26 protein-coding genes and 1 pseudogene are annotated in these 25,921 nt (G+C 63.8%); 8 read left to right on the forward strand and 19 right to left on the reverse strand.

The genetic code is table 11. The features are described 5' to 3' along the window. Window positions 1-838, reverse strand: a pseudogene (locus EN943_RS16115) (N-methylproline demethylase); the annotation flags it as partial. A 101-nt stretch (window positions 839-939) separates the two neighbouring features. On the opposite strand from EN943_RS16115, the gene queF reads away from it, so the two are divergent. Next, window positions 940-1,401: a preQ(1) synthase gene (gene queF / locus EN943_RS16120; protein WP_127413452.1), complete on the forward strand. Its 462-nt coding sequence runs from the start codon at window positions 940-942 to the stop codon at window positions 1,399-1,401. 9 nt (window positions 1,402-1,410) lie between these two features. Here queF and EN943_RS16125 read toward each other — a convergent pair whose 3' ends face one another. From EN943_RS16125 to EN943_RS16140, 4 genes are all read right to left on the reverse strand, one after another. Next, window positions 1,411-2,022 carry a hypothetical protein gene (locus EN943_RS16125; RefSeq protein ID WP_127413454.1) on the reverse strand — a complete coding sequence of 204 codons (612 nt, stop codon included), beginning with the start codon at window positions 2,020-2,022 and terminating at the stop codon, window positions 1,411-1,413. Window positions 2,023-2,026: 4 nt separating this feature from the next. After that, complete coding sequence (locus tag EN943_RS16130; RefSeq protein ID WP_127413456.1) at window positions 2,027-2,506, reverse strand: DUF3828 domain-containing protein; 480 nt, start codon at window positions 2,504-2,506, stop codon at window positions 2,027-2,029. A gap of 96 nt (window positions 2,507-2,602) precedes the next feature. Next, on the reverse strand, window positions 2,603-4,252 hold the full coding sequence (locus EN943_RS16135; RefSeq protein ID WP_127413458.1) for an ABC transporter substrate-binding protein: 1,650 nt from the start codon (window positions 4,250-4,252) through the stop codon (window positions 2,603-2,605). A gap of 43 nt (window positions 4,253-4,295) precedes the next feature. Then, window positions 4,296-5,846, reverse strand: coding sequence for a trimethylamine methyltransferase family protein (locus EN943_RS16140; protein WP_013532332.1), 1,551 nt, complete (start codon window positions 5,844-5,846; stop codon window positions 4,296-4,298). 90 nt (window positions 5,847-5,936) lie between these two features. Here EN943_RS16140 and EN943_RS16145 point away from each other — a divergent pair, with 90 nt between their 5' ends. Both EN943_RS16145 and mutL read left to right on the forward strand, forming a co-directional pair. Further along, window positions 5,937-6,839, forward strand: a complete 903-nt coding sequence (locus EN943_RS16145; RefSeq protein ID WP_127413460.1) for a LysR substrate-binding domain-containing protein — start codon at window positions 5,937-5,939, stop codon at window positions 6,837-6,839. Between the two features lie 74 nt (window positions 6,840-6,913). Next, on the forward strand, window positions 6,914-8,791 hold the full coding sequence (mutL, locus tag EN943_RS16150; RefSeq protein WP_127413462.1) for a DNA mismatch repair endonuclease MutL: 1,878 nt from the start codon (window positions 6,914-6,916) through the stop codon (window positions 8,789-8,791). 23 nt (window positions 8,792-8,814) lie between these two features. Here mutL and EN943_RS16155 read toward each other — a convergent pair whose 3' ends face one another. After that, window positions 8,815-9,540 carry a hypothetical protein gene (locus tag EN943_RS16155; protein WP_127413464.1) on the reverse strand — a complete coding sequence of 242 codons (726 nt, stop codon included), beginning with the start codon at window positions 9,538-9,540 and terminating at the stop codon, window positions 8,815-8,817. 150 nt (window positions 9,541-9,690) lie between these two features. Beyond that, a complete protein-coding gene (locus EN943_RS16160) occupies window positions 9,691-10,584 on the reverse strand; it encodes a DMT family transporter (RefSeq protein ID WP_127413465.1) in 894 nt (297 codons plus the stop codon). Window positions 10,585-10,675: 91 nt separating this feature from the next. Between EN943_RS16160 and EN943_RS16165 the strand changes: the two genes are divergently transcribed. After that, window positions 10,676-11,602, forward strand: coding sequence for a LysR family transcriptional regulator (locus EN943_RS16165; RefSeq protein ID WP_127413467.1), 927 nt, complete (start codon window positions 10,676-10,678; stop codon window positions 11,600-11,602). 39 nt (window positions 11,603-11,641) lie between these two features. Here the strand turns inward: EN943_RS16165 and EN943_RS16170 are convergent, their stop codons facing one another. Then, window positions 11,642-12,229 (reverse strand): hypothetical protein, encoded by a 588-nt coding sequence (locus EN943_RS16170; RefSeq protein ID WP_127413469.1) that lies wholly within the window; start codon window positions 12,227-12,229, stop codon window positions 11,642-11,644. A gap of 125 nt (window positions 12,230-12,354) precedes the next feature. Here EN943_RS16170 and EN943_RS16175 point away from each other — a divergent pair, with 125 nt between their 5' ends. Continuing rightward, a complete protein-coding gene (locus tag EN943_RS16175; protein ID WP_013532341.1) occupies window positions 12,355-12,588 on the forward strand; it encodes a DUF2093 domain-containing protein in 234 nt (77 codons plus the stop codon). Here the strand turns inward: EN943_RS16175 and lpxK are convergent. The 6 genes from lpxK to EN943_RS16205 all read right to left on the reverse strand — a co-directional run bounded on the left by lpxK (window position 12,585) and on the right by EN943_RS16205 (window position 18,216). After that, complete coding sequence (lpxK, locus tag EN943_RS16180; protein WP_127413470.1) at window positions 12,585-13,610, reverse strand: tetraacyldisaccharide 4'-kinase; 1,026 nt, start codon at window positions 13,608-13,610, stop codon at window positions 12,585-12,587. The two genes, EN943_RS16175 and lpxK, sit on opposite strands and share 4 nt — an antisense overlap. Before the next feature lies 1 nt (window position 13,611). After that, window positions 13,612-14,928 (reverse strand): lipid IV(A) 3-deoxy-D-manno-octulosonic acid transferase, encoded by a 1,317-nt coding sequence (waaA, locus tag EN943_RS16185; protein WP_127413472.1) that lies wholly within the window; start codon window positions 14,926-14,928, stop codon window positions 13,612-13,614. Next, window positions 14,925-15,716 (reverse strand): lysophospholipid acyltransferase family protein, encoded by a 792-nt coding sequence (locus tag EN943_RS16190; RefSeq protein ID WP_013532344.1) that lies wholly within the window; start codon window positions 15,714-15,716, stop codon window positions 14,925-14,927. The genes waaA and EN943_RS16190 overlap by 4 nt, the downstream gene beginning before the upstream one ends. Window positions 15,717-15,721: 5 nt before the next feature. Next, the gene (locus tag EN943_RS16195) at window positions 15,722-15,967 is read right to left on the reverse strand and encodes a DUF4170 domain-containing protein (RefSeq protein WP_027038609.1); all 246 of its coding nucleotides are present in this window, start codon (window positions 15,965-15,967) and stop codon (window positions 15,722-15,724) included. A gap of 103 nt (window positions 15,968-16,070) precedes the next feature. Beyond that, a complete protein-coding gene (locus tag EN943_RS16200) occupies window positions 16,071-16,886 on the reverse strand; it encodes a 3'(2'),5'-bisphosphate nucleotidase CysQ (RefSeq protein ID WP_127413473.1) in 816 nt (271 codons plus the stop codon). Continuing rightward, window positions 16,873-18,216, reverse strand: a complete 1,344-nt coding sequence (locus tag EN943_RS16205; protein WP_127413475.1) for a TldD/PmbA family protein — start codon at window positions 18,214-18,216, stop codon at window positions 16,873-16,875. The genes EN943_RS16200 and EN943_RS16205 overlap by 14 nt, the downstream gene beginning before the upstream one ends. Before the next feature lie 166 nt (window positions 18,217-18,382). Here EN943_RS16205 and EN943_RS16210 point away from each other — a divergent pair, with 166 nt between their 5' ends. Further along, window positions 18,383-18,799 (forward strand): VOC family protein, encoded by a 417-nt coding sequence (locus EN943_RS16210; RefSeq protein WP_127266861.1) that lies wholly within the window; start codon window positions 18,383-18,385, stop codon window positions 18,797-18,799. 26 nt (window positions 18,800-18,825) lie between these two features. Here the strand turns inward: EN943_RS16210 and epmA are convergent, their stop codons facing one another. Then, window positions 18,826-19,872: an EF-P lysine aminoacylase EpmA gene (epmA, locus tag EN943_RS16215; RefSeq protein WP_127413477.1), complete on the reverse strand. Its 1,047-nt coding sequence runs from the start codon at window positions 19,870-19,872 to the stop codon at window positions 18,826-18,828. A 117-nt stretch (window positions 19,873-19,989) separates the two neighbouring features. Here epmA and efp point away from each other — a divergent pair, with 117 nt between their 5' ends. Beyond that, window positions 19,990-20,559, forward strand: coding sequence for an elongation factor P (gene efp / locus EN943_RS16220; RefSeq protein ID WP_013532351.1), 570 nt, complete (start codon window positions 19,990-19,992; stop codon window positions 20,557-20,559). 71 nt (window positions 20,560-20,630) lie between these two features. Here efp and EN943_RS16225 read toward each other — a convergent pair whose 3' ends face one another. Beyond that, window positions 20,631-21,530 carry an HNH endonuclease gene (locus EN943_RS16225; protein ID WP_127413479.1) on the reverse strand — a complete coding sequence of 300 codons (900 nt, stop codon included), beginning with the start codon at window positions 21,528-21,530 and terminating at the stop codon, window positions 20,631-20,633. Window positions 21,531-21,752: 222 nt separating this feature from the next. Between EN943_RS16225 and EN943_RS16230 the strand changes: the two genes are divergently transcribed. After that, window positions 21,753-22,295 carry a dihydrofolate reductase family protein gene (locus tag EN943_RS16230; protein ID WP_127413481.1) on the forward strand — a complete coding sequence of 181 codons (543 nt, stop codon included), beginning with the start codon at window positions 21,753-21,755 and terminating at the stop codon, window positions 22,293-22,295. Between the two features lie 41 nt (window positions 22,296-22,336). Here EN943_RS16230 and EN943_RS16235 read toward each other — a convergent pair whose 3' ends face one another. The 3 genes from EN943_RS16235 to EN943_RS16245 all read right to left on the reverse strand — a co-directional run. Further along, window positions 22,337-23,206, reverse strand: a complete 870-nt coding sequence (locus EN943_RS16235) for a patatin-like phospholipase family protein (RefSeq protein ID WP_127413483.1) — start codon at window positions 23,204-23,206, stop codon at window positions 22,337-22,339. Further along, complete coding sequence (locus EN943_RS16240) at window positions 23,203-24,573, reverse strand: pitrilysin family protein (RefSeq protein ID WP_245475865.1); 1,371 nt, start codon at window positions 24,571-24,573, stop codon at window positions 23,203-23,205. Before EN943_RS16240 ends, EN943_RS16235 begins: the two co-directional genes overlap by 4 nt. Before the next feature lie 149 nt (window positions 24,574-24,722). After that, a partial coding sequence (locus tag EN943_RS16245; protein WP_164778215.1) for a pitrilysin family protein occupies window positions 24,723-25,921 on the reverse strand: 1,199 nt, incomplete at its 5' end.

Raw genomic sequence — 25,921 nt, forward strand, 5'->3', positions numbered from 1 at the left:
GCGGAGACGAGCGCATGCCGGCCACGGGGATGACCTTGGTCAGTGCTGCATCGCTTTCGATCGAGCCGCGGATGATGTTGAGGAAATCGACTTTGCCGGAGCCCGCCAGCCGCCTGGCGATCTCGATCCCTTCCTGTTTGGACAGGCCTTGCGAAAAGTCTTCGTCGGCGACCATGCGGATGCCGACGACGAATTTGTCACCAACCGCCGCCCGCACGGCATCAAGCACCATGTTGGTGAAGCGCAGGCGGTTGTCCAGCGAGCCGCCGAATTCGTCGTCGCGATGATTGGTGGCGGGTGACCAGAAGCCATCCATCAGATGGCCGTAGGATTCGAACTCGATGCCGTCGAGGCCGGCGGCCTGGCAGCGCTGCGCGGCCGAAGCATAGTCGGCAATGATGCGCTCGATGTCCCAGTCCTCGATGGTCTTGGGGAAAGCGCGGTGCGCCGGCTCACGCACCGGCGAGGCTGAGAGAACCGGCAGCCAGTCGGCCTTGTTCCAGCCGGTGCGGCGGCCGAGATGGGTGATCTGGATCATCACCTTGCAGTCGTGCTCGTGACAAGCATCGGCGAGTTCGGCCAGCCACGGCACGATCCTGTCGTCATAGACATGCAGATTGCCAAAAGCGGCCGGGCTGTCGCGCGAGACGATCGCCGAGCCGGCGGTCATGGTCAGCGCCATGCCTCCCCTAGCCTTCTCGGCGTGGTAGAGCCGGTAGCGCTGTTTCGGCATGCCGTCCTCGGAATAGGCCGGCTCATGGCTGGTCGACATGACCCGGTTCTTCAGCGTCAGGTGTTTGAGCTGGTAGGGCTGGAGAAGCGGATCGTTGCTGGTCATCGTCTTCCTGCGGTTTCAAATTGTGCTAATGAGCGGCAAAATTCGTTTTCAAGCATGTCGTCCCGCACGCACTCCGGGCGCATGCGAAAAGGATTACGCCCATGATCGACACCAAAACCCTCACCCAGCTCGGCGCGCACGTTGAGACGCCACAAAGCCCCGCAGCAGCGGTCCTGGAGACCGTACCGTTTTCGCGCGGTGACGGACCGCCGGCGATCGTGCGCTTCACCTGCCCGGAATTCACCTCGCTGTGCCCGGTCACCGGCCAGCCGGACTTCGCCCATATCGTCATCGACTACGCACCCGATGCGGCTCTGGTGGAATCGAAGTCGCTCAAGCTGTTCATGACCTCGTTTCGCAACCATGGCGCCTTCCATGAAGACTGCACCGTCATGATCGGCCGCCGCATCGTGGCGGCAACCAAGCCACTGTGGTTGCGCATAGGCGGCTATTGGTATCCACGCGGCGGCATTCCGATCGATGTGTTCTGGCAAACCGGCGCGCCGCCCGAAGGCGCCTGGCTGCCCGACACCGGGGTAGCGCCCTATCGCGGGCGGGGTTGAGCTCGCCCATCATTCGCACTGATACTGGCTGAGTGCCCATTCGCCGGTCACCGACAGCAGGTCCGATATCTTCCAGTCGCCGTCGACCCTCTTGAATTTCCATTCCAGCCGGTGCGGGTTGCCCGATATGACGAAGGCGACGATGACCTTGGCCTGGTCGCCGTTGATCGCCTCGAGCGTCTTCAGGCTCTTGTCGATCTCGGCCTTGTCATAATCGGCATTGTCGAGCGCCATGTTGGGGTCGAGGCACTCGCCCTGCCCGGATTTGCGCAAGGCGTCGCTCTTGTCGAGAACGGTTTTGGCCGGATCGATGAAATGGCTTCGCTCGGCTGGATCGATTTCCAGCCCGACCTGATCATAAAACGGCCGCACCACAGCGGTCGGCGAGCCCGGCTGGATCGGTGCGGCCGGCGCGGCTTCGGCGGGCGACCATCCAACCGGCGGCGTTGCCGGTTCCACCCCGGTTCCCGGTGCATTTGCGGGCGGTGCCCCGCTGTCGCCCGGCGCGGCGTCAGCCGGGGCGTTTGCCGGCGGCGCACCCAACAAGCCTTGCGCGGCGGCGCCGCTCAGAGCCCCCAGCAGGCACACACCCGACAGTGCCAGGAACCGGCGATGGGCCATCGCTTCACTCCGGCGTCTGGCCGGCCATGCATTCCAGCGCGCTGAGCGTCCAGTCGCTGGTCTTGGAAGCGATGTCCGATATCTTCCACTTGCCGTCGATCTTCCTGAGCGACCAGAGCATTTCACGTCTGGAATCATCGCCCTCGGAGAACAGGCTGAAGGATGCCGTGACTTGTGCGTTGTCGCCATCCAGCTTCTCAGACAGTTTCAGCGTTTTCGAGACGATTTTCTGATCGAAATCCTGGGCGTCGAGACCAGGATCGAAATCGATGCAGGCGACCTGGTCCGGGTTCCTTTTCGTTGCCTGGTCGTTCAGTTCGAACAGTTTCGTTACCGGTTCGGTGAACCGGTCCCGATATTGTTCGTCGGCCTCGAACTTGACCGCCGGGACATAGAAGAACTTCACCGCGTCGGACGCCGGTCCGGCGACGGCGGCGACCGGCAGGGCTATCGAAAGGGCGGCAACGAGCACTGTCAGTCTCATGCAGAATCTCCGGCTTTTGACGGCTTGAGCCTATCAACACCACGCATCCTGCATATCGGCTTTTTTGCGGCTCATGAAGTCCTGCAGCGCCTTGTTTCAGCCGTCCAGCCAGACGTTCTGAAGGTCCATCTCGAATGTCTGGTGGACACCATAGTTCTTCACCTTCTTGTTCATGTGGCTGTAGAGCTTCTGCCAGAACGGCTGAATAATGACGCCCGAATCCTGCAGGATCTGCTCGACATCCTTCATGACCTCGCGTCGTTTCTCCACGTCGATGAGCGATAGCGCCTGCTTGAGCTTGGCGTCGAAATCGGGGTTGGAATACGCCGATTCATTCCAGGCCTCGCCGGTGCGATAGCCGAGTGCCAGCACCTGGACGCCAAGCGGGCGCATGTACCAGATCGTCATCGAATAGGGATATTTCGTCCAGTCATTCCAGAAGGTCGAACCCGGCAGCACCGTGCGCTTCACCTTGATCCCCGCATCGCGCAGCTGGCCGGCAATGGCGTCGCCGGTATTCTTCTGCCAATCATCCTCGATGGTGATCAGCTCATGCTCGAAGTCAGCCTGTCCGGCTTCCGCCATCAGCTTCTTGGCGCCGGCGGCGTCGCGTGTCTTCTTGGGCAGCGGATAGTATTCCGGATGGATCGGGGCAACGTGGTGGTTTTCGCCAGGGGTGCCTCGCCCGGCATAGCCAAGTTGGAGGACCGCATTGTTGTCGACTGCCATTTGCAGGGCGTTGCGCACCCGCTTGTCGTCATAGGGCTTGTGGGTGATGTTGGTGCGGGCAACCAGCGTCGTCGCCGTCGCCACCTCCGATTTCACCAGATCCATCTTGTCGAGAATGTCGATGAAGTCGGCGGGCGACTCGAAATTGAGGTCGATCTCACCGGATTCGAACGCGTTCACGGTGGCGTTGAAATCGGTGCCGTAGTCGACGAACTCGACGCTGTCGAGCGGCGCTTCACCACCCCACCATTTGCCATTCTCACGACGCTTGACGACCGCCTTCTGGCCGACATCGTAGGAGACCAGTTCGAACGGTCCCGTGCCGATCGGCTTCTTGACCGGATCGGCACCGTCGGCATCGAAGCTGCGATGGACGACGAGCGCCGGATAGTCGGTGAAATTCGGGATCAGTGAAATGTCTGGTTCGCTCAGCTTCAGCTTGACCGTGTTGTCGTCGACCTTGGTGATCGCGCCATCCCTGGCCTTGCCGGTCTTTGCGTCGATCAGCGCGCCGACCCGGGCGGCCATGGAATTGCCGGCGACATTCTTCTCACACCAGCGCGTCAGATTGTGGGCGACGTCATCGGCGTTGAAGGCATCGCCATTGTTCCATGTGATGCCCTTGCGCACATGCAGCACGTATTCGGTGGCGTCGTCATTGATATCCCAGCTTTCGAGCAGGACCGGCTCGAAGGTGAACTGCCTGGTGTAGCGGACAAGCGGCTCCAGCCAGCAGCGCGAAATGTTCGCCAGTTCCACCCAGTCGTAGGTGCGCGGATCCTTCTGTCCCTTCACCGACATCGAGACGCGCAGCGTTCCGCCTTTCTTCGGCTCTTCGGCCAAGGCCCGATCCGGCACGGCAAGGCCGATCATGCCATAGGCAAGCGCCGTCGATGCGCCGAAGGCGCTTGCCAGCGCCAGGAACTCGCGCCGGTCGACACGACCCGCGCGTGCTTCGACCGCCATTGCCTCGATAGCGCTCGGCACGCGATCGCCATTGCTTCTGAAGAATGCCATTTTTTTCCTCCCGTCTGGTTCCCTTTGATCTTGGGTCTTCGCCTCAACTGACGCTGTCCGGCAGCCTCTCCTCGCGCCGCGCGATGAAATCCATCAGGCCATCGGCGATGCCTTCGTCGAGCTTCGGCTCCTCGTAATCCGCCAGCATGTTGCGCGCCTTCTCGCGGCCGCGCGTGTCGTGGTCCTTCGCCCCTTCTGCCTTCCACTGTTCGAACGAATTGAAGTCCATGATCGAGGGCATGAAGAAGGCGGATTCGAAATGTTCGAGCGTATGCTGGGTGCCTAGGAAATGGCCCTGCGGTCCCACCTCGCGGATTGCCGCCATGGCTTCCTTGAAATCGTCGAACGGCAGACCGCCGGCATATTTGTACCAGCCGATGAGCTGTTCGCAGTCGGTGGCGAATTTCGAATAGCCGCAGGTCAGGCCGGCCTCGAGCCACCCCGCGGAGTGCCAGATGTAGTTGGCGCCGGCGAGGATGGCAGCATGCATCAGCATGTTCGCCTCGTAACCCGCCTGGGCGTCGTTGAGCTTCGACCCGACATGGAAGCCCGAGGTGCGCCACGGCAGCCGGTATTTCCGCGCCAGCGCCCCCATCAGATACATCATCTGCGCCGCCTCGGGCGTACCGCCCATCGGAGCGCCGGTCTTCATGTCTACAGTGACCATGAACTGTCCGTAGATCTGCGGCGACCCCGGGCGCAGCAATTGCGTGAAGGCGACGCCAGCCAGCGCTTCAGCATTTACCTGCGCGACCGCCCCGACGGCCGACGCCGAAGTCGAGGCGCCGCACAGTGCGAAGGGTGCGAGGATCAGCGGCTGGTTGCTTCGCGCATAGACCTTCATCGCATCCAGCATGGTGGCGTCCCACACCAGCGGCGAATTGCAGTTGGTGATCGACACCAGGACCGGATTGTCACGGACATAATCCTCGCCGAACACGATGCCTGCCATCGCCATCGTGTCTTCCGCCCGCTCCTTGGACGTGACGATGCCCATGAACGGCTTGTCGGAATGCTTAAGCGCGGAGTGGATTATGTGGAGGTGACGTTTCGGTACCGCGATTTCCATCGGCTCGCAAATGACCGAACTCGATGAATGCAGCGCCGGCGCCATGTAGGCGAGCTTGTGGAAATTGTTGAGGTCGGCGAGCGTGCCGTAGCGCCTGTTGTTGTCGAGATCGCGAACATAAGGCGCGCCATACATCGGCACGAAGATGGTATTGTTGCCGCCCACCCGCACCGTGCGCTGCGGATTCCTCGCATTGAGCGTGAACTCCGAAGGGACCTTCGATACCAGTTCCATCAGGAGGGCCCGGTCGATCCGCACACGAGTTTCCGAGACATCCGCGCCCGCCGCCTTCCACAGTGCGATAGCCTCGTCGTCGCGGAACTCGCATCCCACCTCTTCAAGGATCAAGAGCGACTCCTCGTGGATCAGTTCGACCGCCTCATCGGGAACCATCTGGTAGACGGGGATCTGGCGGACCAGGGTCGGGAACGACGTTACGGGAGCTCCGCGCAGCGCCTTGCGCCCCAGGCGGCCGCCACTGCGGCGGTTGGCATGTTCGGTCACTTCGGGGGCCGGTGCGTTCATGGCAACTCCATTCCACTCATGAAGGAGCCTAGCGCGACAAAATGGTGATGTGACGCTGGAAAATCCTGATCTCTTGTATAAGCTCAGCTTATGCGAAGCCTGCGCCACCTCCTGCCCTCGGCCGGCAGCCTGATCGTCTTCGAGGCGGCCGGGCGGCTGTCGAGCTTCACCGCCGCCGGGCGCGAGCTCGGCATGACGCAGGCCGCCGTCTCCTATGCCGTGCGCGGGCTGGAAGAACAGCTCGGCGCCAAGCTGTTCCAGCGCCGCCACCGCCAGGTTCTCCTGACCGAGGCCGGCGAGCGCTTCCATGCCGACGTTTCGCTGGGGCTTTCGCACATCCGCAAATCGGCGGAGGATCTGCGCCTGCAGGCGACCGGCGGTCATGTCACGCTGGCCGCCTCGACCGCGTTCGGTTCGTTCTGGATGATGCCACGCCTGCAGCAGTTCCGTGACGAGCTGCCGGGCATCGACCTGCGTATCCAGACTGCCGACCGCGACCTCGACATCATCGCCGAAGGCATCCCGCTCGGCGTGCGCGGCGGCGCGCCGCGGGACTGGCCGGACTATCATTCGTTGCCGCTGGCGGACGAGGAGATATTTCCCGTTGCCGGCACCAGCTATGCGGCAAAGTTCGGCCTGCCCAAATCCGCTGCCGAACTGGCCACGCACCGCCTCATCCATCTGGAGGAGCCGTATCGCGAGGCGGCCAGCTGGGACGAATGGTTCCAGTCGGCGGGCGTCAATCTCAGCGATACCGCACGCGGCCTGCGCATCAACGACTACGGCCTGGTGATCCAGGGCGTCATGGAAGGCCAAGGCATCGCGCTCGGCTGGCGGCATCTCGCCGAGCGGCTGCTGGCGTCGGGCTTGCTGGTGCCGGTGACGGATCATGTGCTGAAGACCGGCAAGGCGTTCTATGTCGTCTGGCCGAAGAACCGGGAACTCAGCGACAACGCCCGCAAGGTGCGCGACTGGCTGGCGGCGCAGGCATAGGCCGTTTTCAACTGATCCACCGGTAGCGCAATTCTGCCCCTCCCGCGCGACGCGAATCCGCCTATAGTGCCGCCATGCCCATCCGCCAGCTTTCCGAAACGATGATCAACCAGATCGCCGCCGGCGAAGTCATCGAGCGTCCGGCGAGCGTGGTCAAGGAACTGGTCGAGAATGCGCTCGATGCCGGTGCTTCGCGCGTCGAGATCGTCACAGCCGGCGGCGGGCTGAACCTGATCCGCGTCACCGATGACGGCTCCGGCATTCCCGAACGGGAGCTGGCGCTGGCGATCGCACGTCACTGCACCTCCAAGCTCACCGAGGATATCAACGACATCCGCTCGCTGGGCTTCCGCGGCGAAGCGCTGCCGTCGATCGGCTCGGTGTCGCGACTGTCGATCCGCTCGCGCACGGCAGCAAGTGACAGTGCCTCCGAGATCGGCATCGAGGGTGGCCGCGTCCTGCCTGTCAGGCCGGCGGCGGCCAATCGCGGCACCACGGTCGAGGTGCGCGACCTGTTCTTCGCAACGCCGGCCCGATTGAAGTTCATGAAGGGCGAGCGCGCCGAAAGCTCGGCCACCAGCGATGTGGTCAAGCGCATCGCCATCGCCTTCCCCGCCGTGCGCTTCACGTTGGCCGGCTCGGACCGCTCGACGCTGGAATTGCCGGCAGCGGACGACAGCGCGGCAGGCAGCCTGCGCCGTGTCGCCCAGGTGATGGGCGCCGACTTTCCGGCCAATTCCATTGCCCTCGACGCGATGCGCGATGGCGTGCATCTGACCGGCCACGTGTCGATCCCGTCCTTCACCCGCGCCAACGCGCTGCAGCAATATGCCTATGTGAACGGCCGCCCAGTGCGCGACAAGCTGATCGCCGGCGCCATACGCGGCGCCTATGCCGACGTCCTGCCGCGCGACCGCCACGCGGTGACGGTGCTGTTCCTGACGCTCGACCCGGCCATGGTCGACGTCAATGTCCATCCGGCCAAGGCCGATGTGCGCTTCCGCGATCCCGGCCTTGTGCGCGGACTGATCGTCGGCGCAATCCGACAAGCACTGGCCGATGCCGGCGTCCGCGCCGCCACCACGGGTGCCGCCGGCATGATGGCGGCGTTCTGGCCAGGGGCCGCATCCTACTACGGTCACGGCGGACCGGCAAACGGCCACCGCAGCTACGACGCGGCCTACCGCGCGTCGGGTCCGTCCGGCTTCGATCCCGCCCGGTCGTCGCAACGGCCGCTCGATATGGGTTTCGAGGGTGCGGACTTCGAGCAGCGCGGCTTGCGTGAAAACGAGCAAGCGGCTTTCGATGCCGGTCCGCTCGCCAGCGCCGATGCACGCGCAGGGCAGGATGAAGCGGCCGAGACCCTGCTCGGCGCGGCGCTGGGCGCGGCGCGCGCCCAGGTGCATGAGAACTATATCGTCGCCCAGACCAGGGATTCGCTCATCATCGTCGACCAGCATGCGGCGCATGAACGGCTGGTCTACGAGGCGCTGAAGAATGCGCTGCACTCGCGCCCGGTGCCCTCGCAGATGCTGCTTCTGCCCGAGATCATCGACCTGCCGGAGGAGGATGCCGAGCGGCTTGCGCTGCATTCGGAAACGCTGGCCCGCTTCGGTCTCGGCATCGAGCGCTTCGGCCCCGGCGCCGTCGCGGTGCGCGAGACGCCGTCGATGCTGGGCGAGACCAATGTCCAGCAATTGGTGCGCGACCTTGCCGACGAGATCGCCGATAACGATACGGTCGACACGCTGAAGGAGCGGCTGGACAGAATAGCCGCGACCATGGCCTGCCACGGCTCTGTGCGTTCCGGCCGCCTGCTCAAGGCCGAGGAGATGAATGCATTGTTGCGGCAGATGGAGGCGACGCCCGGCTCGGGCACCTGCAACCACGGGCGCCCGACCTATATCGAGCTCAAGCTGGCGGATATCGAAAGGCTGTTCGGGCGGCGTTGAGGTCTTGCTATCGGCGTCCCGCTTCATTTCCTCAGGCGGTACTTTTTGGTCTTGCGGTCAAAGGCGTAATCCATCGTGTAGCCGGCGCCGCCACCGCGAAAATTCACCGAAATGATGTCCTTGCCTCGCTCGGCCCACTTCTGAACGTTCGCATAGATGGACGTCATCAGCATGCCGGCGTCGCAGCCATCATCATCGAAGGCGATTTCCTGAACGACCTTCCTGCTGCTCTTTTTGATGACCTGCATTTTCGCCATGCAAGTGCCTGAGTCGGTGGTGGTATAAACACCGGAAAATCTGTGGGCGGCGGTTTCGGCCCAGAAGGGAATCTCGACGGTCCCGTCGATCTTTGGGTCGCTGGTATCATCCAGGCTCCCGACCTTCTTGAGCGTGATGGGATATGTATCTGCCCCCTTGCTCCAGGTGCCGGTCGCGCCGCTTTCAGCCATGTCGAGGGAAAACGGGCATCCGGTGGTGTCGACGGGGATCTTCGATCCAACCACCAATATCCGGTCGAACTCCTTGTCGTTCGAGATCTCGCAGAGCATGAGCCTGGTGCCGTTGAGCTTGCCGAACACCGCAATAGGGCTTTGTTTCGCGTCGTAGAAGTAACTTCCCTCGACGGTTATGCCGCTGCCGAAGCTGTCATATGTCTGAAGCGAGACATGAATGGGCTGGGAGCCGATGTTCCCTTCGTAATTCTCCACGTGATACCAACCCGCAGCGGCCTTCCCGCTCAGCAGCAGCACACAAAAAATTACGGATATGAACCCTCTTCCCATCCCGACCCCGCTGCGTTCCCCAAAAGCAGCTCACCATAGCCGCTCGCCTGGCGCATGTCTGCATCACAGCGGGTTCGGCTCGGGATTTGAGTCCGGAGACGGCTCCAGCCTTTTGTTTTACCTCTTCAAATTCACCACGATGACACCGCCCAGCGCCAGCGCGCCGCCGATTATGCCGAGCAGCGTGGGGACTTCGCCCAGCCAGAAGAAGCCGATCAGCGCGGACATCGGCGAGACCAGATAGAGGAAGTTGGAGGCACGTGCCGCCGGCAGACGCGACAGCGCGGTCGCCCAGGCGGCATAGGCGATCAGGCTGGGCACGACACCGAGGAAGATGACGGCGCCGAGGCCTGCTGTGTCGGCAACCGCCGCCTGCGAAAAGGCCGACGGCAGGAAGGGCGACAGGCAGAGCGCACCGAGCACCATGTTCGAAGCGGAGATGGTCAATGGATGATGGCGGGCAAACAGCGGCTTCTGGACGATGGTGTTGACGGCCGAGCACAAGGCCGAGCCAAGCACCAGAAGAGCACCCGTGTTGAATGACAGGCCATGCCCGTCGGCCATGGCGATGACGCCAATGCCGGCGAAGGAAATCACCGTACCGGCCCAGGCCATGCCCGAAAAGCGCTCGCCCAGCAGGACCATCGCCATGATGGCGGTGAAGATCGGGCTGACATTGATGATGAAGCCGGCGGCACCGGCAGAGACGGTCAGTTCGCCGAAATTGAGCATGACGGTGTAGAGCGCGACGAAGATGGCGCCGCCAAAGACCAGGCGCCACACTTCGTCGAGCCTTGGCAGCGCCGGGCGCTTGACGGCCAGGAAGATCGCCGCCGGCACCGCGGCGATGGCAAAGCGCAACGCACCGAGTTCCAGCGGTCCGAAGGCGGCGAGACCGGCTCGGATGGCGGGAAAGGCGGAGGCCCAACCAACCACCGTCAGCGCCACCGCGATGGCTGCCGTGGTGTCCATCCGCTGTGTCGAATTCAACGTGCCCGTCATCGCGCTCATCTCACTGCCCTCGTATTCTTCGGTCCTGAGAGGGAGAAAACGCCTTTTCGCGCCGGTTGACAAACGACCAAATCGAGGATCACCTGTGACTATGGATCACAGCTCGGACACAATGGTACCGCTCGAAACGCTGCGCGCCTTCGATGCGGCGGCGCGGACAGGTAGCTTTTCGGCGGCCGCCGAAAAGCTCAATATCACCCATGGCGCCGTCAGCCGGCAGATCGCCAAGCTCGAGGACTGGCTGGGATTGAAAGTCTTCGACCGTGGTGCGCGCGGCGTCTCGCTGACGATCGAGGGCAACCGGCTGCATCTGCGCACGGCGGAAGCCTTTGCGCTGATATCGACCCATTCCGACCGCTGGGTCGAGCCGCGCGGCACCGCCGTGGTGCGGCTGACCTCGATCCCCTCGGTCAGCGGGCTGTGGCTGATGCCGCGCATGGCGGCTCTGGAAAACAATCCCTCCAAGCTGCGCATCGTGCTCGATGTCGACATCCGCCAGGCCGATCTTGCCGATGAGGGCATCGATCTCTCGATCCGCTGTGGACGCGGCGGCATTCCGGGCCGCGTCTCGGTGCAGCTTTTCGAGGAACATGTCTTTCCCGTCGCCTCGCCCGGGCTTGCCTGCGAGATCGGCCGCGGCGACCCTGCCCGGCTGCTCAAATACCCGCTGATCAACGATTCCGACGCGTCTGCCTGGCGCGCCTGGTTTGCCGCGCAAGGCATGGACTACCGCCCGCGCCCGCAGGACCGGCGCTTCGAGGACTACAATCTCGTGCTCGACGCCGCTGCCTATGGACTCGGCATCGCGCTGGCGCGCCCGCCCCTGACTGGGCATCAATTGCGATCGGGCCGCATCACCCCCGTCGATGAGCGCACAGCGCTCAATCCGGTGTCCTACTGGCTCGACCGGCCGATGGGGCGGCCGCGTGCCGCCGCCGCCGACCTCGCTCGCCGCATCGCGGCAGAGGCCGGGCTGGCGCCGGAAAAGATCGAGGCGTTTATCGAAGCCGAGCGATAGGCCTTCCGGACATATATGGAGAACCAGCCGATTCGAGGCTCAGCGAAGCAACAACAGAACGAACCCAAGGATCATGGTTCCCAGCAAACCGGCCATTATCGAAACAAAGCCAATTTTCACCAGCAACTGCTCAGGGTTCGGCACCGCACCACGGGATTGATTGGCCGGCCTGTGCCTGCCCGCCGGTGTATCCAGGGCGGCAGCGTTGCGCGGGACTGGAGCCTGCGGCGGGATAAGCGACAGCAATGACAGCCCCGCAACCCTGGCGGGGGCATTGTCATTGGCGGTTGTCGAAGGCGGCAAGAAGGCTCGCAGCGTTTCGGCTTCGGGTTTTGCCTTTCTCGCCGCGACCGTTGCCAACGCCGCCTCTTCGCCCGTCTCAAGCTGGGCAAGATAGGCATCGACGATGCCAGCCGATGCGATCTGCTGCGATTTGATGGCCATCGGCGCCGCCGGCAAAATCAACAGCGCCGGCGCTGTCTGCTGCGCGAGCAGAGACGGCGCCGGCGGTTGGACCAGCGCCTTGACCAGTGCCGTCATGACTGGATCAGCCTGCCCCGAGGGCACGGCTTGCGGCGTCATCACTTCCCTGAGCAGGGCGGGAAGACGAGTGGAGGAAACGTCCATTGCGGCCCACCAACAACATTTTTCCGCTTCACAATAAGCGTTCAGCATTGTCTCAGGCTTGTCTCATGCTTGACCTCGCCGGGAATTTATGGCGATGAAATCCTCATGAACCCTGGCGTCCCCGCATGATGAACCGTTTCGAAGGCCCCGGCGGCAAGGAAGCCCGCATCCGCTATCTGGATGGCGACTTCCAGGTTACCAGTCCCGGCGCGTTCGTGCGCTGCGCGGTGACAGGCGAAAGCATTCCGCTCGACGAGTTGAAATACTGGAGCGTCGCAAGGCAAGAGCCCTATATCAGCGCCACCGCCTCGCTGCGCCGTGAAATCGAGATGCATCCGGAGCTGCGTAAGCGCAGTTAACCCTTCAGCTTGCGCTGGCGCCAGGCATCGAGCGTCTCGTCGATGATGCGCTCGGGAACGTGATCGAGTTCGAAGACCGTGTCGATCTCCAGCACCTCGAGCCGGTCGAGAAAGCCCTGTGAGGCGCCGTGGCGCAGCCGGGCGGCGTCCTTGGCGGTGGTGATGAGCACCAGCCCCTCAGTGCGTGCGGTCGCCGCCAGCTCGGCAAGTTCGTCCTCCGCATAGAAATGATGGTCCGGAAACGGCCGCGTCAATGCCAGTTCGCCGCCGGCTTCGCGCACCGTGTCGAAGAATTTCTCGGGATGGCCGATACCGGCGAAGGCGAGGAACCGCTTGCCGGCAAGCCCTGCCTTGCCGCTTGGCTCTGTATGGGCCTCGAAGATCGCCCGGCCGGCCCGTGCCGCCTGGCGGACCACGCTGTCGGCAGCAGTGCCCTCGCCCATTTTCAACAACCCGCTGGTGAAAACCAGCTGGTCGACGATTTTGGCCCTGAGCGGCCCCCCCGGAATGACGCGGCCGTTGCCGATCCCGTAGCGCGCATCGACCACGACCAGCGCATAGTCGATGTGGATGCGGGCGCTCTGGAAGCCGTCGTCCATGATCAGGAAATCGCAGCCATTCCGTTCCAGCAGCAGCCGGGCGCCGGCGGCGCGGTTCGGCGTCACCGCCACCGGCGCGTGTTCGGCGAGCAGCAGCGGTTCGTCACCGACATGCCGGGCACTGTCATGGTCGATATCGACCACATGCGGCTCGGCGAAGGAGCCGCCATGGCCGCGCGACAGGAACCCTGGTTTCAGATGCAGGCGCTTGGCCTGCTTGGCGAGCGCGATGGCTACCGGTGTCTTGCCGGTGCCGCCAACCGTGAAATTGCCGATGCACAGAACAGGTGCTTCGATCTTCTCACGCTTGGCCCGCCGCATGCCGCGGCCGGCGGCAGCCGCATAGATGGCCGACAGCGGCGACAGTGCCAGGACCCGCCAGTCCGGCTCTTCCCACCAGAATGGTGGTGCTTCCGAGGCCACGCTAGCGCCCGTTCGCGCCCTTCAGGCGCGACTTGACGACCAGCGGCTGGATGTAGGGCTCAAGCGATTTCAGCGTACGCGCCAGCGCACCGCGCATCTCATCGACGGTCGCAATGCCTGCAGCCATCATCTCGTGGCGCGCCACTTCGTTGGTCAGGAGGAAGTTGACGGCACCGGCCAGCATGTCGCGATCGCGCACCAGCTTGGCGCCGCCGCTGTCGAGGAGACGCTGGTAGGCCTCGCGAAAATTCTGCACATTGCGCCCGGCGAGAACCGCCGTGTCGAGCATGGCCGGCTCCAGCGGGTTCTGGCCACCCTCGGAGGTCAGCGAGCGGCCGACGAAGGCTATTTCCGTCAGCCGGAGATAGAGCCCCATCTCGCCGATCGTGTCGCCAAGCAATATGTCGGTGTCGGCCGTGATCCTGTCGCCCTTGCTGCGCCGCGCGACCTTCAGGCCCATGCCGGAAATCTGCGCCGCAAGCGCCTCGGCGCGATCGGGATGACGCGGAACGACGATCGTCAGGAGACCATGATGGCGCTTGTGCAGCGTCGCGTGGACTTCAGCCGCGACCACTTCCTCGCCGTCATGGGTCGAGATCGCCGCCCAGGTCGGGCGCGTGCCTATCTGCCGCCGCAGCGTCGCCAGCGCCCGTTCGTCGACGGGCGGCGGCGAGGTATCGACCTTGAGATTGCCCGACACGGTGACCGGCCGGGCGCCGAGCGCCAGAAACCGCTCGCCATCGACATCCGACTGCGCCACGACGTGAGCCAGGTTCTCGAACAACGCCTCGGCGATGTTGGCGCGTTTCTTCCACGACTTGAACGAGCGGTCGGACAGCCTGCCATTGACCAGCACCTGCGGCACACGGCGCGCGCCAAGCTCGAGGATGGTCATCGGCCAGATCTCGGATTCGGCGATGATCGCCAGATCCGGCTGCCAGTGATCGAGGAACCGGCTGACCGCCGGCTTGAGATCGAGCGGTACATATTGGTGGATGATCCGGTCACCGAGACGCTCGTCGGCGACCTGCGCCGAGGTGACCGTGCCGGTCGTCAGCACGATGTTGACGCCATAGTCGAGAATGCTTTCAACCAGCGGCACGACGGCGATGGTCTCGCCGACGCTCGCCGCGTGGATCCAGATCACCGGCCCGTCGGGGCGCGCGCGACCGGCGACGCCATAGCGCTCGCGGCGGCGGTAGCGGTCTTCCTTGCCCTGCGAGGTGCGCCAGGCAACATAGGGTCCGACCAGCGGATAGGCTGCCGCGCCCGCGAAACGGTATGCCGACAGCATGGCTCGCGCCCAGCGACCGCTCATCGCGGGGCATCCACGAGACGGTAGGCCTCGGCGGTCGCGGCATTGAGCGCGGTCGTCACTTCCTGGCGCTTGCGCTCCATTTCGGCGTCATCGGCGCCGGCCGCAACGAAGATCGGCTGGCCGATGACGATCGAAGAGCGGCCGAACGGCAGGTTGATGGTGGTCTTGTCCCAGCTCTTCTCCAGCACCTTGCGGCGGCTGGTGGTGATGGCGACGGGCACAAGCGGCCGACCCGACAGGCGAGCCAGGAGAACGATGCCAAGCCCTGCGTCTCGCGGCGTGCCGTGCGGAATATCTGCGATCATGGCGACGTTCTTGCCGACGGCGAGCGACTTTTTCAGGGCGATAAGCGCTTTTGCCCCACCCTTGTCGAGGTGCCTGGCATTTTCCCGCCCGCCCGAGCCGCGCACCGCCTCGATGCCGAATTTTTCCAGCATCAAGGCGTTGAGCTCGGCATCGGCGCTGCGCGAAACCATGGCGACCAGCGGCTTGCGCTTGGGGTAATAGGCTGGCGTCAGCAGATGCTGGCCATGCCACAAGGCGATGATGCCAGGCTCGAATTCGGTATAGGCACCGCCCGAAAACCGTGCCGATCCCTCGACGACGCGATTGGTGAGGCGCACGAAGCGGACGAACTGGGCGAACAGGCTGGCAATGGCGTTCTTGACGAATCGCGACTGCGCCAGCGGTTGGCGAATCTTGCGCCAGAAGGCCTTGGTCGTGCGGCTGCGTCCCCTGCCCGTGGGCGCGGCATCGCTTGCTGGCCCTTTCGCCAGGTCATGCTCCATCGAAGTCAACCGGCAACCTTGTTGTCGGGGTCCAGCAGCCGGTGCAGATGAACGACGAAATAACGCATGTGGGCGTTGTCCACGCTGGCTTGCGCCTTGGCTTTCCACGCCGTGTGCGCGGATTGATAGTCGGGATAGATGCCGACGATATCGAGCCCCTCGAGATCGCGGAATTCGGTGCCGCCAAGCTTCTTCAGTTCGCCACCGAACACCAGATGCAAAAGCTGTTTCTTTCCGTCTTCCGCGGCCATGTCGGTCCTTCACATATCGTGAGTTTGTCACAGGTCTAGACCAAAGCCGCCGACTTTGGAACCTTTAGGGCGAGATGAATTCATCTCGCCGGGGAAAACGCCTTCACGTGTCCAGACCGGCGATGACGCCGGCGAGCACGGCCAGCAATTCACCGCTGCCGGCGGCAAGGGCGCCGTGACGAGTCACCTCGCCGGCATAAAGTGGAGCGCGGCCATGCTGGTCGAGCAACCGGCCGCCAGCCTCGCGCAGGATGAGGTCGGCCGCCGCAATATCCCAGTCATGCGCGTTCGGCTTGACGAAAGTAGCGTCCAGCGCGCCATTGGCGATCATGGCCAGCCGATAGGCGAGCGAGGGGCTGTAAGGCGCCCGCTTCAGCCGCGCCTGCCATTCGGCCGGCATCAGGTCGGTCAACTGCTTCAGCCCGGAAATCTCGGCCGTGTCCGCCAGCTTGCGAACCGCAATGCGCTTGCCGTTGCGGAAGGCGCCCTGGCCGGGCAGCGCCCAATAGGTCTCCTCCATCGCCGGGCATTCCAGCACGCCGGCCAGCGTGCGGCCATGCTCGACGACGGCGACGCTGACGCACCAGGTGCGCTGGCCTTCCAGGAAGCCGCGCGTGCCGTCGATCGGGTCGACGACGAAGGTGCGGCGTGCCGAAAGCCGGACCGGATCGTCGACCGTTTCTTCCGACAGCCAGCCATAATCCGGCCGCGCCGCCAGCAGCGTTTCGCGCAGATAGGCGTCGGCGGCATGGTCGGCCTCGCTCACGGGCGATGTGCCGCCCTTCATCCAGACTTGCGGGCTGTTGCCGAAGTACCGCATGGCGATGACCCCCGCCTCGCGGGCGGCATCGCGCAGCAGCGGCAAGTCCCCAGAGGCGCCGGAGATGGCCCCGGCTATGGTCAGGTCATGCTCCGGCAAGGGTCATGCCTTCGATCAGGAGCGTCGGCGCCGCGGTGCCGAAATTGCGGTCGAGATCATCGGCCGGCACCATGTTGAGGAACATGGTCTTCAGGTTCGAGGCGATGGTGACCTCGGCGACCGGATAGGCCAGTTCGCCATTCTCGATCCAGAAGCCGGAAGCGCCACGGCTGTATTCGCCGGTGACCATGTCGACGCCTTGGCCGAACACCTCGGTGACGTAGAAGCCGGTCCTGAGCGATCTGATCAGCTCTTCCGGCGACCGCTCGCCCGGCTCGATGGCGAGATTGGTGGAGGATGGCGTCACAGAAGAGCCGCCGCGGGCGCCGCGTCCGTTGGTGACGAGGCCCAGTTCCCTTGCGGCCGAGGTCGACAGGAACCAGTGGTTGAGCACGCCCTTCTCGACCATCAACAGCTTTTCGCCCTCGACGCCCTCGCCGTCGAACGGCCGCGAGGCCTGGCCACGCAGCCGGAGCGGCTCGTCGGTGACGGTGATGGCGGATGCGGCCACCTGCTTGCCCATCATGTCGCGCAGGAACGAAGTCTTGCGCGCCACCGAGGCACCGTTGATGGCGCCGGCAAGATGGCCGGCGATGCCGCGCGCGACGCGCGGGTCGAACACCACGTTGACCGGCCCGGTCGCCGCCTTGCGCGCGCCGATGCGGCGCACCGCGCGTTCGCCGGCCTTGCGGCCGATGTCTTCGGGCGCATCGAGATCGGCGAAATGCTGGCGCGAGGAGAATTCATAGTCGCGCTCCATGCCGGTGCCCTCGCCGGCGATGACGCTGGCCGAGCGCGAGAAACGCGAGCCGACATAGTGGCCGAGGAAGCCGTGCGAGGTGGCCAGCACCAGGCCGCCAAGGCCGGCACCGGCGCTGGCGCCGGCCGAATTGGTCACGCCCTTGACGGCAAGCGCTGCCGCTTCCGCCGCCAATGCGGCTTCCTTCAACTGGTCTGCCGACACTTCGGTGGCGTCGAAAAGATCGAGATCGCGCGTCTGTTTGGCGAGCAATGCCGGGTCAGCCAGCCCCTGATAAGGATCCTGCGGCGACACTTTCGCCATCGCCACGGCGCGCTCGGCCAGTGTTTTCGGGTCGGACGCCGCCGTCGCGGAGACACTCGCCACGCGGCCACCGACGAAAACGCGCAGCGCCACATCCTCGCTTTCGGAGGCCTCGGTAGCCTCGACCTTGCCGAGACGCACCGACACCCCGGTCGAGCGGCCGCGCACGGCCACCGCGTCGGCGGCATCGGCGCCGGCCTTCTTGGCAGCCTCGACCAGAGCCGCGACGCGGTCGGTCAATTTTGCTGCGTCTGATATATCGGTCATGCCTGAAATCCTGCTGGTGCGGCCGGTGTGCGACCGTTGCCCACCCATCTATTGTTCCGGTCCGGCTTGTGCAATGGCATAGGCTTCAATCAAAATGCAGGGCTGACGGTTCAAATCGCGAACCCTGTGACGCAAAATCGGTCCGCAGCCTGCACGGAGCATTTCGATGACGCCTTTCCATCTTGCCTTTCCGGTCCGTGATCTCGATGAAACCCGCGTTTTCTATGGCGAGGTGCTGGGCTGCGCCATCGGCCGTTCATCGGCGACCTGGGTGGATTTCGACCTTTACGGCCACCAGATGTCGGCGCATCTGCGTCCGCAGGCCGCACAGGCCCCCAGTGACGGCAGGGTCGACGGCATTGTCGTGCCAATCCCGCATTTCGGCGCCGTGCTCTTGATGGACGACTGGCAGCGCCTAGCGACGCGGCTGGAGGCGCGCGACGACATCGACTGGCTGGAACGGCCGATGGTGCGTTTCAAGGGCGAACCCGGCGAACAGGCAACGCTGTTCATCCGCGATCCCTCGGGCAATGCCTTGGAATTCAAAGGCTTTCGCTCGCTGGAGCAGGTTTTCGCGCATTGAGACGGCCAGGACGGCCCTAGATTAATTCAAGACGCCGCGACAGGCGTCCAGATCACGTCCTCGATTTTTTGCGCGCCGGTCGCCAGCATCGCCAGCCGGTCGAAGCCGAGTGCGATGCCGCTGGCCGGCGGCATGATGGCAAGGGCTGAGAGAAAATCCTCGTCCAGCGGATAGCGCTCGCCATAGATGCGCTGCTTCTCGTCCATCTCGATAACAAAGCGCCGGCGCTGCTCGTCGGCGTCGGTCAGTTCGCCAAAGCCGTTGGCGAGTTCGACGCCGCAGCAATAGAGCTCGAAACGCTCGGCGACGCGCGGGTCGCGCTGGCTCGGCCGCGCCAGTGCCGCCTCGGCGACGGGATATTCGCACAGGATGGTCGCGCGCCCCTGCCCGAGGAATGGCTCGACCTTTTCCACCATCACCCGGCTGAACAGATCGGCCCAGCTGTCGTCGGGCGCGGTGCGCAGGCCGGCATGGGTCAAGGCGGCGTGCAGCGCGTCGCGGTCGGTGCTGCCGTCGGCGGCGACCGTGGCCAGCAGGTCGATGCCGGAACAGCGGGTGAAAGCGTCCGCCACCGTCAGTCGTTCCGGCTCGGCAAACGGATCGCAGTCGCGGCCCCGGAAAGAGAAAAGAGTCGCCCCTGTCCTTGTCGCGGCCAGCGCCAGAAAGGCCGCACAATCCAGCATCAGGCTCTCATAGGCCTCGCCCACCCTGTACCATTCGAGCATGGTGAATTCGGGATGATGCAAGGGGCCGCGCTCGCGGTTGCGATAGACCGGACCGAAGCTGAAAATCCTGGTTTCACCGGCGGCGAGCAGCTTCTTGCAGGCGAATTCCGGCGAGGTGTGGAGATAGAGTGGCGCCCTTGCACCGTCCGGCCCGACCGCTTCCGTGGCGAAAGCCGCCAGATGCGCCTCGTTGCCGGGCGAGACCTGCAGGGCCGCCGTTTGCACCTCGACGAAATCATGGGCGGCGAACCAGTCGCGCAGGCCGGCGGCGATGCCATTGCGCAGCATCAGCCGCGGGCGGCGGTCGGCGTGAACGTCAGGCGTCCACCAGGGCGAAGCTTCGGTCATGCGGCTCGGAACATGGTGGAAGGGGGCTGGCGGCGGCGGCCAAGATGCGGTAGGCCCCCATCCAGCGCCGCACTAGCCGGCAAACGCCAGTCAACTCTTCTCGCAGGATTTAAAACCGTGGTGAAAGTCATCGCCAGTTCGCTCCGCAAAGGCAATGTCGTCGACAAGGACGGCAAGCTTTATGTGATCCTCTTTGCCGAAAACATCCACCCAGGCAAGGGCACGCCGGTAACGCAGCTCGACATGCGCCGCATCGGCGACGGGGTGAAAGTTTCGGAACGCTACCGCACCACCGAGCAGGTCGAGCGCGCCTATGTCGAAGAGCGCGAGCACACCTTCCTCTACCGCGACGGCGAAGGCTTTCACTTCATGAACCCGGAAACCTACGACCAGGTGGCGGTGTCGGAAGCCGTGGTCGGCGACATGGCACCTTACCTGCTGGAAGGCATGGCCGTGCAGGTGTCGCAGTTCAACGGCATTGCCATTTCCCTGGTGCTGCCGCAGCGCGCCACCTTCGAAGTGGTGGAAACCGAGCCGACGACCAAGGGCCAGACGGCCTCGTCGTCCTACAAGCCCGCCGTACTTTCCAACGGCGTGCGCACCCTGGTGCCGCCCCACATCGCGCCGGGCACCCGCGTGGTGGTGATGACGGCCGATGGAGCTTATGTGGAGCGGGCAAAGGACTGAGGGGGCTTTCCCGCCCAAACGACCAAAGGCCTGCAAGCTTCCCATAGACAGGGCAGCCTCGGGGACACCGCTTATTGCTTGAAACAGTGCTCGCGGTGCCATTGCAAGAAATGAGGATGCGGGCGTTCAAGCTGTCGGCGCGGCGGTAGCGCGCGACGCGTCTTGTTTATAAAGCCCTGCACACTGTCTAAGTCATTGACCTGTCTGGAGATCAGGATTTCCAAATCGTCCGACAGGCTGATCAGTCCACGGTCGAACATCCAATGCGCAGTACCGGACAGTGCGATCCCATTGTTGACGACATCAGGCCCGTTCGCCTCGACCGGTCGAATATGTGCGGCAGCAACCTCTGCCCGGCCTCCGCCATTTATCAGCTTGAGACCTGTGATCGCGCAGCGCTCGTCATAGGCACGTAAGACGACGCGACGGAAAATGCGGTCCCGCACGATTCGCGATCCGATATAGCTTACGCGATCACGACTCTGCTCGAATTCGAATGGCGCCTGCTCATCCTGAAAGCCGGCAGATATGCCGACCTCATCAACGCGCGGCAGCAACAACTCGTTCGTATCCAGGCCCAGATCGATGATCCGGTTGAAGTCACTTGGGCTGAGTGCGCGGACGGCAGATTGGGCGCGGCCAGAAATCCGTCCCTCATCATTGAGCAGGCCTCGTTCGACGAGACCATCAGATCCGCTAAATGGAACAGGATTGACGAAATCGAGGTAGCTTCCGGGCTCAATCAGCGCGAGATACATGTCAGGCGTTACCGGATCGGGGATGATCTGCTGGACTTTCGCTACAGCGTAATAGCCCCGTGTATCGTTTACCTTGCTGGGCTCGTAGTAGATAATCCACTTGCCGACGCACGCTTCAACGCGGCGCAGATACGGGCGAGGAAACTGGTATTGCTCTGCGGGGCGATCGTTATATCGCGAATCCGAGCGATGAATGAAAACCCCGAATCCCATGGATCTTCCTGCAATGCGTTCTTGGGAATAACTACTTCAGATGTGGCATCAAAATCCGAACTTTGGGGTTTAGTCCATGCCGGTCGCACTTCCCCATGGCATCGGTCTTTCGCAGCCTCGCGCTGAAAGCGCCACACTACAACGAAGCGCAGCAATATATTTCAGGAAGCGTGTCGCAAACGCCCCGCGCGGCTCGTCCTTTGAGCGAAAAAGGAGAGCGCCATGCGAAAACTTATCGTCACCGAATTCATCAGCATCGATGGCATTGCTGAGGTCGAGAAGCTGCCCGGCGTGACCTGGAACGACGAGATGAACAGGTTCAAGGACGACGAGCTTGCCGATAGCGGCGCCATGCTTTTGGGGCGCACGACCTATGAGATCTTTGCCGGCTCCTGGCCTACGGAGACCGGAGATTTTGCCGACCGGTTCAACGCGCTGCCGAAATATGTCGCCTCAAACAGCCTGAAGGCGCTCGACTGGAAGCCGGCCGAATTGCTGAAGGGACCGCTGCCGGAAGCGGTCAAGACGCTGAAGCAAGGCAGCGGCGGCAATATCTATGTGCATGGCAGCCTCAGCGTAGCGCAGGAATTGCTGCGCCACGGCTTGGTCGATCGCGTCAGGCTGCTCAGCTATCCGGGCGCGGTTGGCCAAGGCAAGCCGCTGTTCCCAGGCGGCGTGGCGGTGTCGCTCGAACTGATTTCGGCCACGCCGTTCAGCAACGATGTTGTGGCACTGGAGTATGCGCCGGTAACGGCGAAGTCGTAAATCGGTTGGAGCCTTTCAGATCGAATGGGAAAGGTGCATCCTCACCCGACCTGCTTCCCCCGTCTCCCCTTGATGGCGGCGCTATTCTTCGCCTCCAGCACCCTCTCCACCTGCCGCTTCAGCTCGTCCTTGATATCCACCGTCTCGTTCATCAAGGCGTCGATCTTCAGGAAATCGAGGACGCGGTATCTCGACACTGCCGGGCGGACCAGGATGTCGGGGCGGCATTGCTTCAGCTTGTTGGCGATGATCGACTGCATCATCAGCTGGGTGGCGCCGAACATCAGGTCGACGGAGGTCGGCTGTTTGCGGTCGGCCTCTTCCGGCGCGCCGACGACGTCGACGCCGATGATGATGTCGGCATCGTTCTCGATCAGGTCGAACGGCACAGGGTTGTAGATGCCGCCGTCGATCAGCAGCCTGCCGTCGCGCATCACCGGCCGGAACACCGCTGGAATAGCCGCTGACGCTGCCAGCGCCGAATGCAGGTCGCCATCCTCGAAGACGGCCAGCTTGTGGCCGAAATAGTCGGTCGCCGTGACCTTCAGCGGAATTTTCAGCTCGGCGAAGGTTTCGGGGATGGCCTCGGGCAAAAAGGCCTTCAGGATCCGCTCGACATTGAACTGGCTGACGCGGATGCCGTTCTGCATGGCTTCGGCGATGGTGCCCGGCCGCGCCCGCCACATGCGGCTCGCGACTTCGGCGCGGCGGCCGAGGATCGAGCGAGCATAGTCGTGGATGTCCTTGCCGGCCATGCCCGATGCCATGCCGGCGCCCATGATCGCGCCGATCGACGAGCCGGCGATCGCCACCGGCTTGATGCCCAACTCGTCCAGCGCCTCGATGACATGGATATGCGCCAGCCCGCGCGCGCCGCCGCCGCCGAAGGCGATGCCGAAGGTGGGGCTCATCCCTTGCCGGCTCCGGCCAGTTTCGGGCCGATGACCATGATGGTCGGCTCGGTGGTCAGCAGCTTCTTCGCCGCCGCCTTGACCTGATCGAGCGTCACGGCGTTGATGTAGCCGGCGCGGCGCTGCATGTAGTCGATGCCGAGGTCGTCGAGCTGCAGTTCGACCAGTGTCGCGGCAATGGCGCTGGAGGAGTCCAGATTGTTGATGGCGTAGGCGCCGATCATGTATTTCTTGGTCGCCGCCAGTTCGGCTTCGGTCGGGCCTTGCTCGGCCAATTGCTTGACCACATCGCGGACGATGCCAAGCGTCTCGGCCGCGCGGTCGGAGCGGGTGCCGGTGCTGACGATCAGCGCGCTGGCGTGGTCCTGGTTGATGAGCGAGGAGTTGACGCTGTAGGCCAGCCCGCGCTTCTCGCGCACCTCCTGGAACAGGCGCGAGGTGAAGGTGCCGCCGCCGAGGATCTCGTTCATCAGCACGGCGGGGAAGAAATCCGCCGCCTTGCGTTTCACGCCGGGAAAGGCGAGTTGCAGCGAGGTCTGCGGCAGGTCGTAATCGACCTCGATATGCTGCGCCAGCTTGGGGTCGATATCGGCCACCGGCCTCAGCGCCTGGTTTTGCGGCAGGTCGCCGAACACCATGTCGAGCTTCTTCTTCAGCGTCTCCGCGTCGATGGCGCCGACGACGGCGACACGCAGGCCGCCGCGGGCGAACACCGCTTTGTGCAAGGCTTTCAGATCGTCCGGCGTGATGGTGGCGATGCTTTCCTTGGTGCCCTGATCGGAGCGGGAATAGGGATGATCGCCATAAAGCGCCCGCGCCCATTTGTTCTGCGCCACCGTGTCGGGATCATTCTCGCCGGCGATGATGCCGGACAGTATCTGGGAGCGGATGCGGTCGATCGGCAGCTGGTCGAAGCGCGGCTCGTTGACCGCCAGCCGCAACAGGTCGAAGGCCTGGTCGCGCTGCTCGGCCAGCATGCGCATGGAGCCGTAGATGCCGTCGCGGCTCTCGTCGAAGCTCATTTCGGCGCCGGCATCGTCGAGCTTGATCTGGAAGTCTTCACTGTCGAGCGGGCCGGCGCCTTCGTCGAAAAGGCCGGTCATCAGATTGGCCAGTCCCTCTTTGCCGACGGGATCCTGCGTCGAGCCGCCGCCGAAGACGAAGCGGATGGCGACGACCGGCACGGAATAATCCTCGACCAGCCAGGCGGTGATGCCTTTTTGCGAGGTGACGGACTGGATGTCCATGGCCCGCGCGGTGAGTGCCGGCAGGATGAGGAAGAGGACGGAGAGGAAGAGGGTGGTGAGTGCACGCCATGCGGCAATCGTCGGCAGCGACCAATCGCGGAAGCCGGCGCTCCCCCTCATCCAGCCTCCGCTTCGCTCAGCTGACCTCTCCCCGACGGGGAGAGGAGCTTGCAAGCGCTGGCGCCAGCCTCTTCTCCCCAGCGGGGAGAAGGTGGCCGCGAAGCGGCCGGATGAGGGGGCGGCCTCGCTCATGGGCATCGAATTCATCATCAATTCCCCGCCTGTTGCTGCGGCAAGAGATAGCCTGTGGTCGACCGGGCGAGCACGAGATAGCGCGCGGCGACGGCCTTGACCTCGTCTGCCGTGACCTTGCGGATGCGGTCCGTCCATTGCTGGACGTCCTGCACAATGCCGCCGGTGGCCAGCGTCGAACCGTAGATGTTGGCCATGGAATCCTGCTTGTCGCGGGCAAAGATCATCGACCTGACATAGCGGTCCTTGGCCTTTTCCAGTTCCGATGGCGTGACGCCATCCCGGACGATGCGTGCCACCTCGGCATCGACCGCCGCTTCGACGTCGGAAATCTTGGCATCCCCGCGCGGCGCGCCGTAGACGGTGAAATTGGTGTCGTCGAGCATGGTGCCCTGGAAAAAGGCCCCGGCGCTGGATGCGATACCTTGCTGGACGACGAGCGCCTGGTAGAGCCGGCTGCGATTGCCGCCGCCAAGGATCTCCGCCAGGAGGTCGAGCGCTTCCGCCTCGCCCGGCTTGCCTGTGTGATAGGACGGCACCACCCATTGCGTGGAAAAGCTCGGCACGCTGACGCGCGCGTCGGAGAGCGTGACCGTGCGCTTGGTGTTCTGCTCCGGCTCGACCGGGCGGATGCGAGGCGGCAGGTCGGGGCCGCGCGCCACCTTGCCATAGGTCTTTTCGGCCAGCGCCCGCACCGTGTCCGGCTCGACATCGCCGGCGACGATCAGCACGGCGTTGTTGGGCCGGTAGTATTTGTCGTAGAAGGCGGCCGCGTCGACGCGGTTCAGCTGCTGCATCTCCTGCATCCAGCCGATGACCGGAATGCGATAGGGCTGGTTCTGCCACAGCGTCGCATCGACCTCCTCGTCCAGCACGGCCTCGGGGCTGTTGTCGATGCGAGAGCGGCGCTCCTCGAGGATGACATCACGTTCGGTCTTGATGACATCGTCGGTGAGGATGAGATTGCGCATGCGATCAGCCTCGAAGCTCATCATCAGCTCGAGCGCCGATGGCGCCACCGTCTCGTGGAAGGCGGTGTAGTCGTAGGAGGTGAAGGCGTTGTTGGAGCCGCCGATATCGGAGACGGCGCGGTCGAACTCGCCGGCCGCATGATTGGTCGTCGCCTTGAACATCAGATGTTCGAAGAAATGCGCGATGCCGGATTTGCCGGGCGGCTCGTCGGCGCTGCCGATCTTGTACCAGACCATGTGGGTGA

It is taken from the genome of Mesorhizobium sp. M7A.F.Ca.US.006.01.1.1 (assembly GCF_003997935.1).
Lineage (GTDB): Bacteria > Pseudomonadota > Alphaproteobacteria > Rhizobiales > Rhizobiaceae > Mesorhizobium.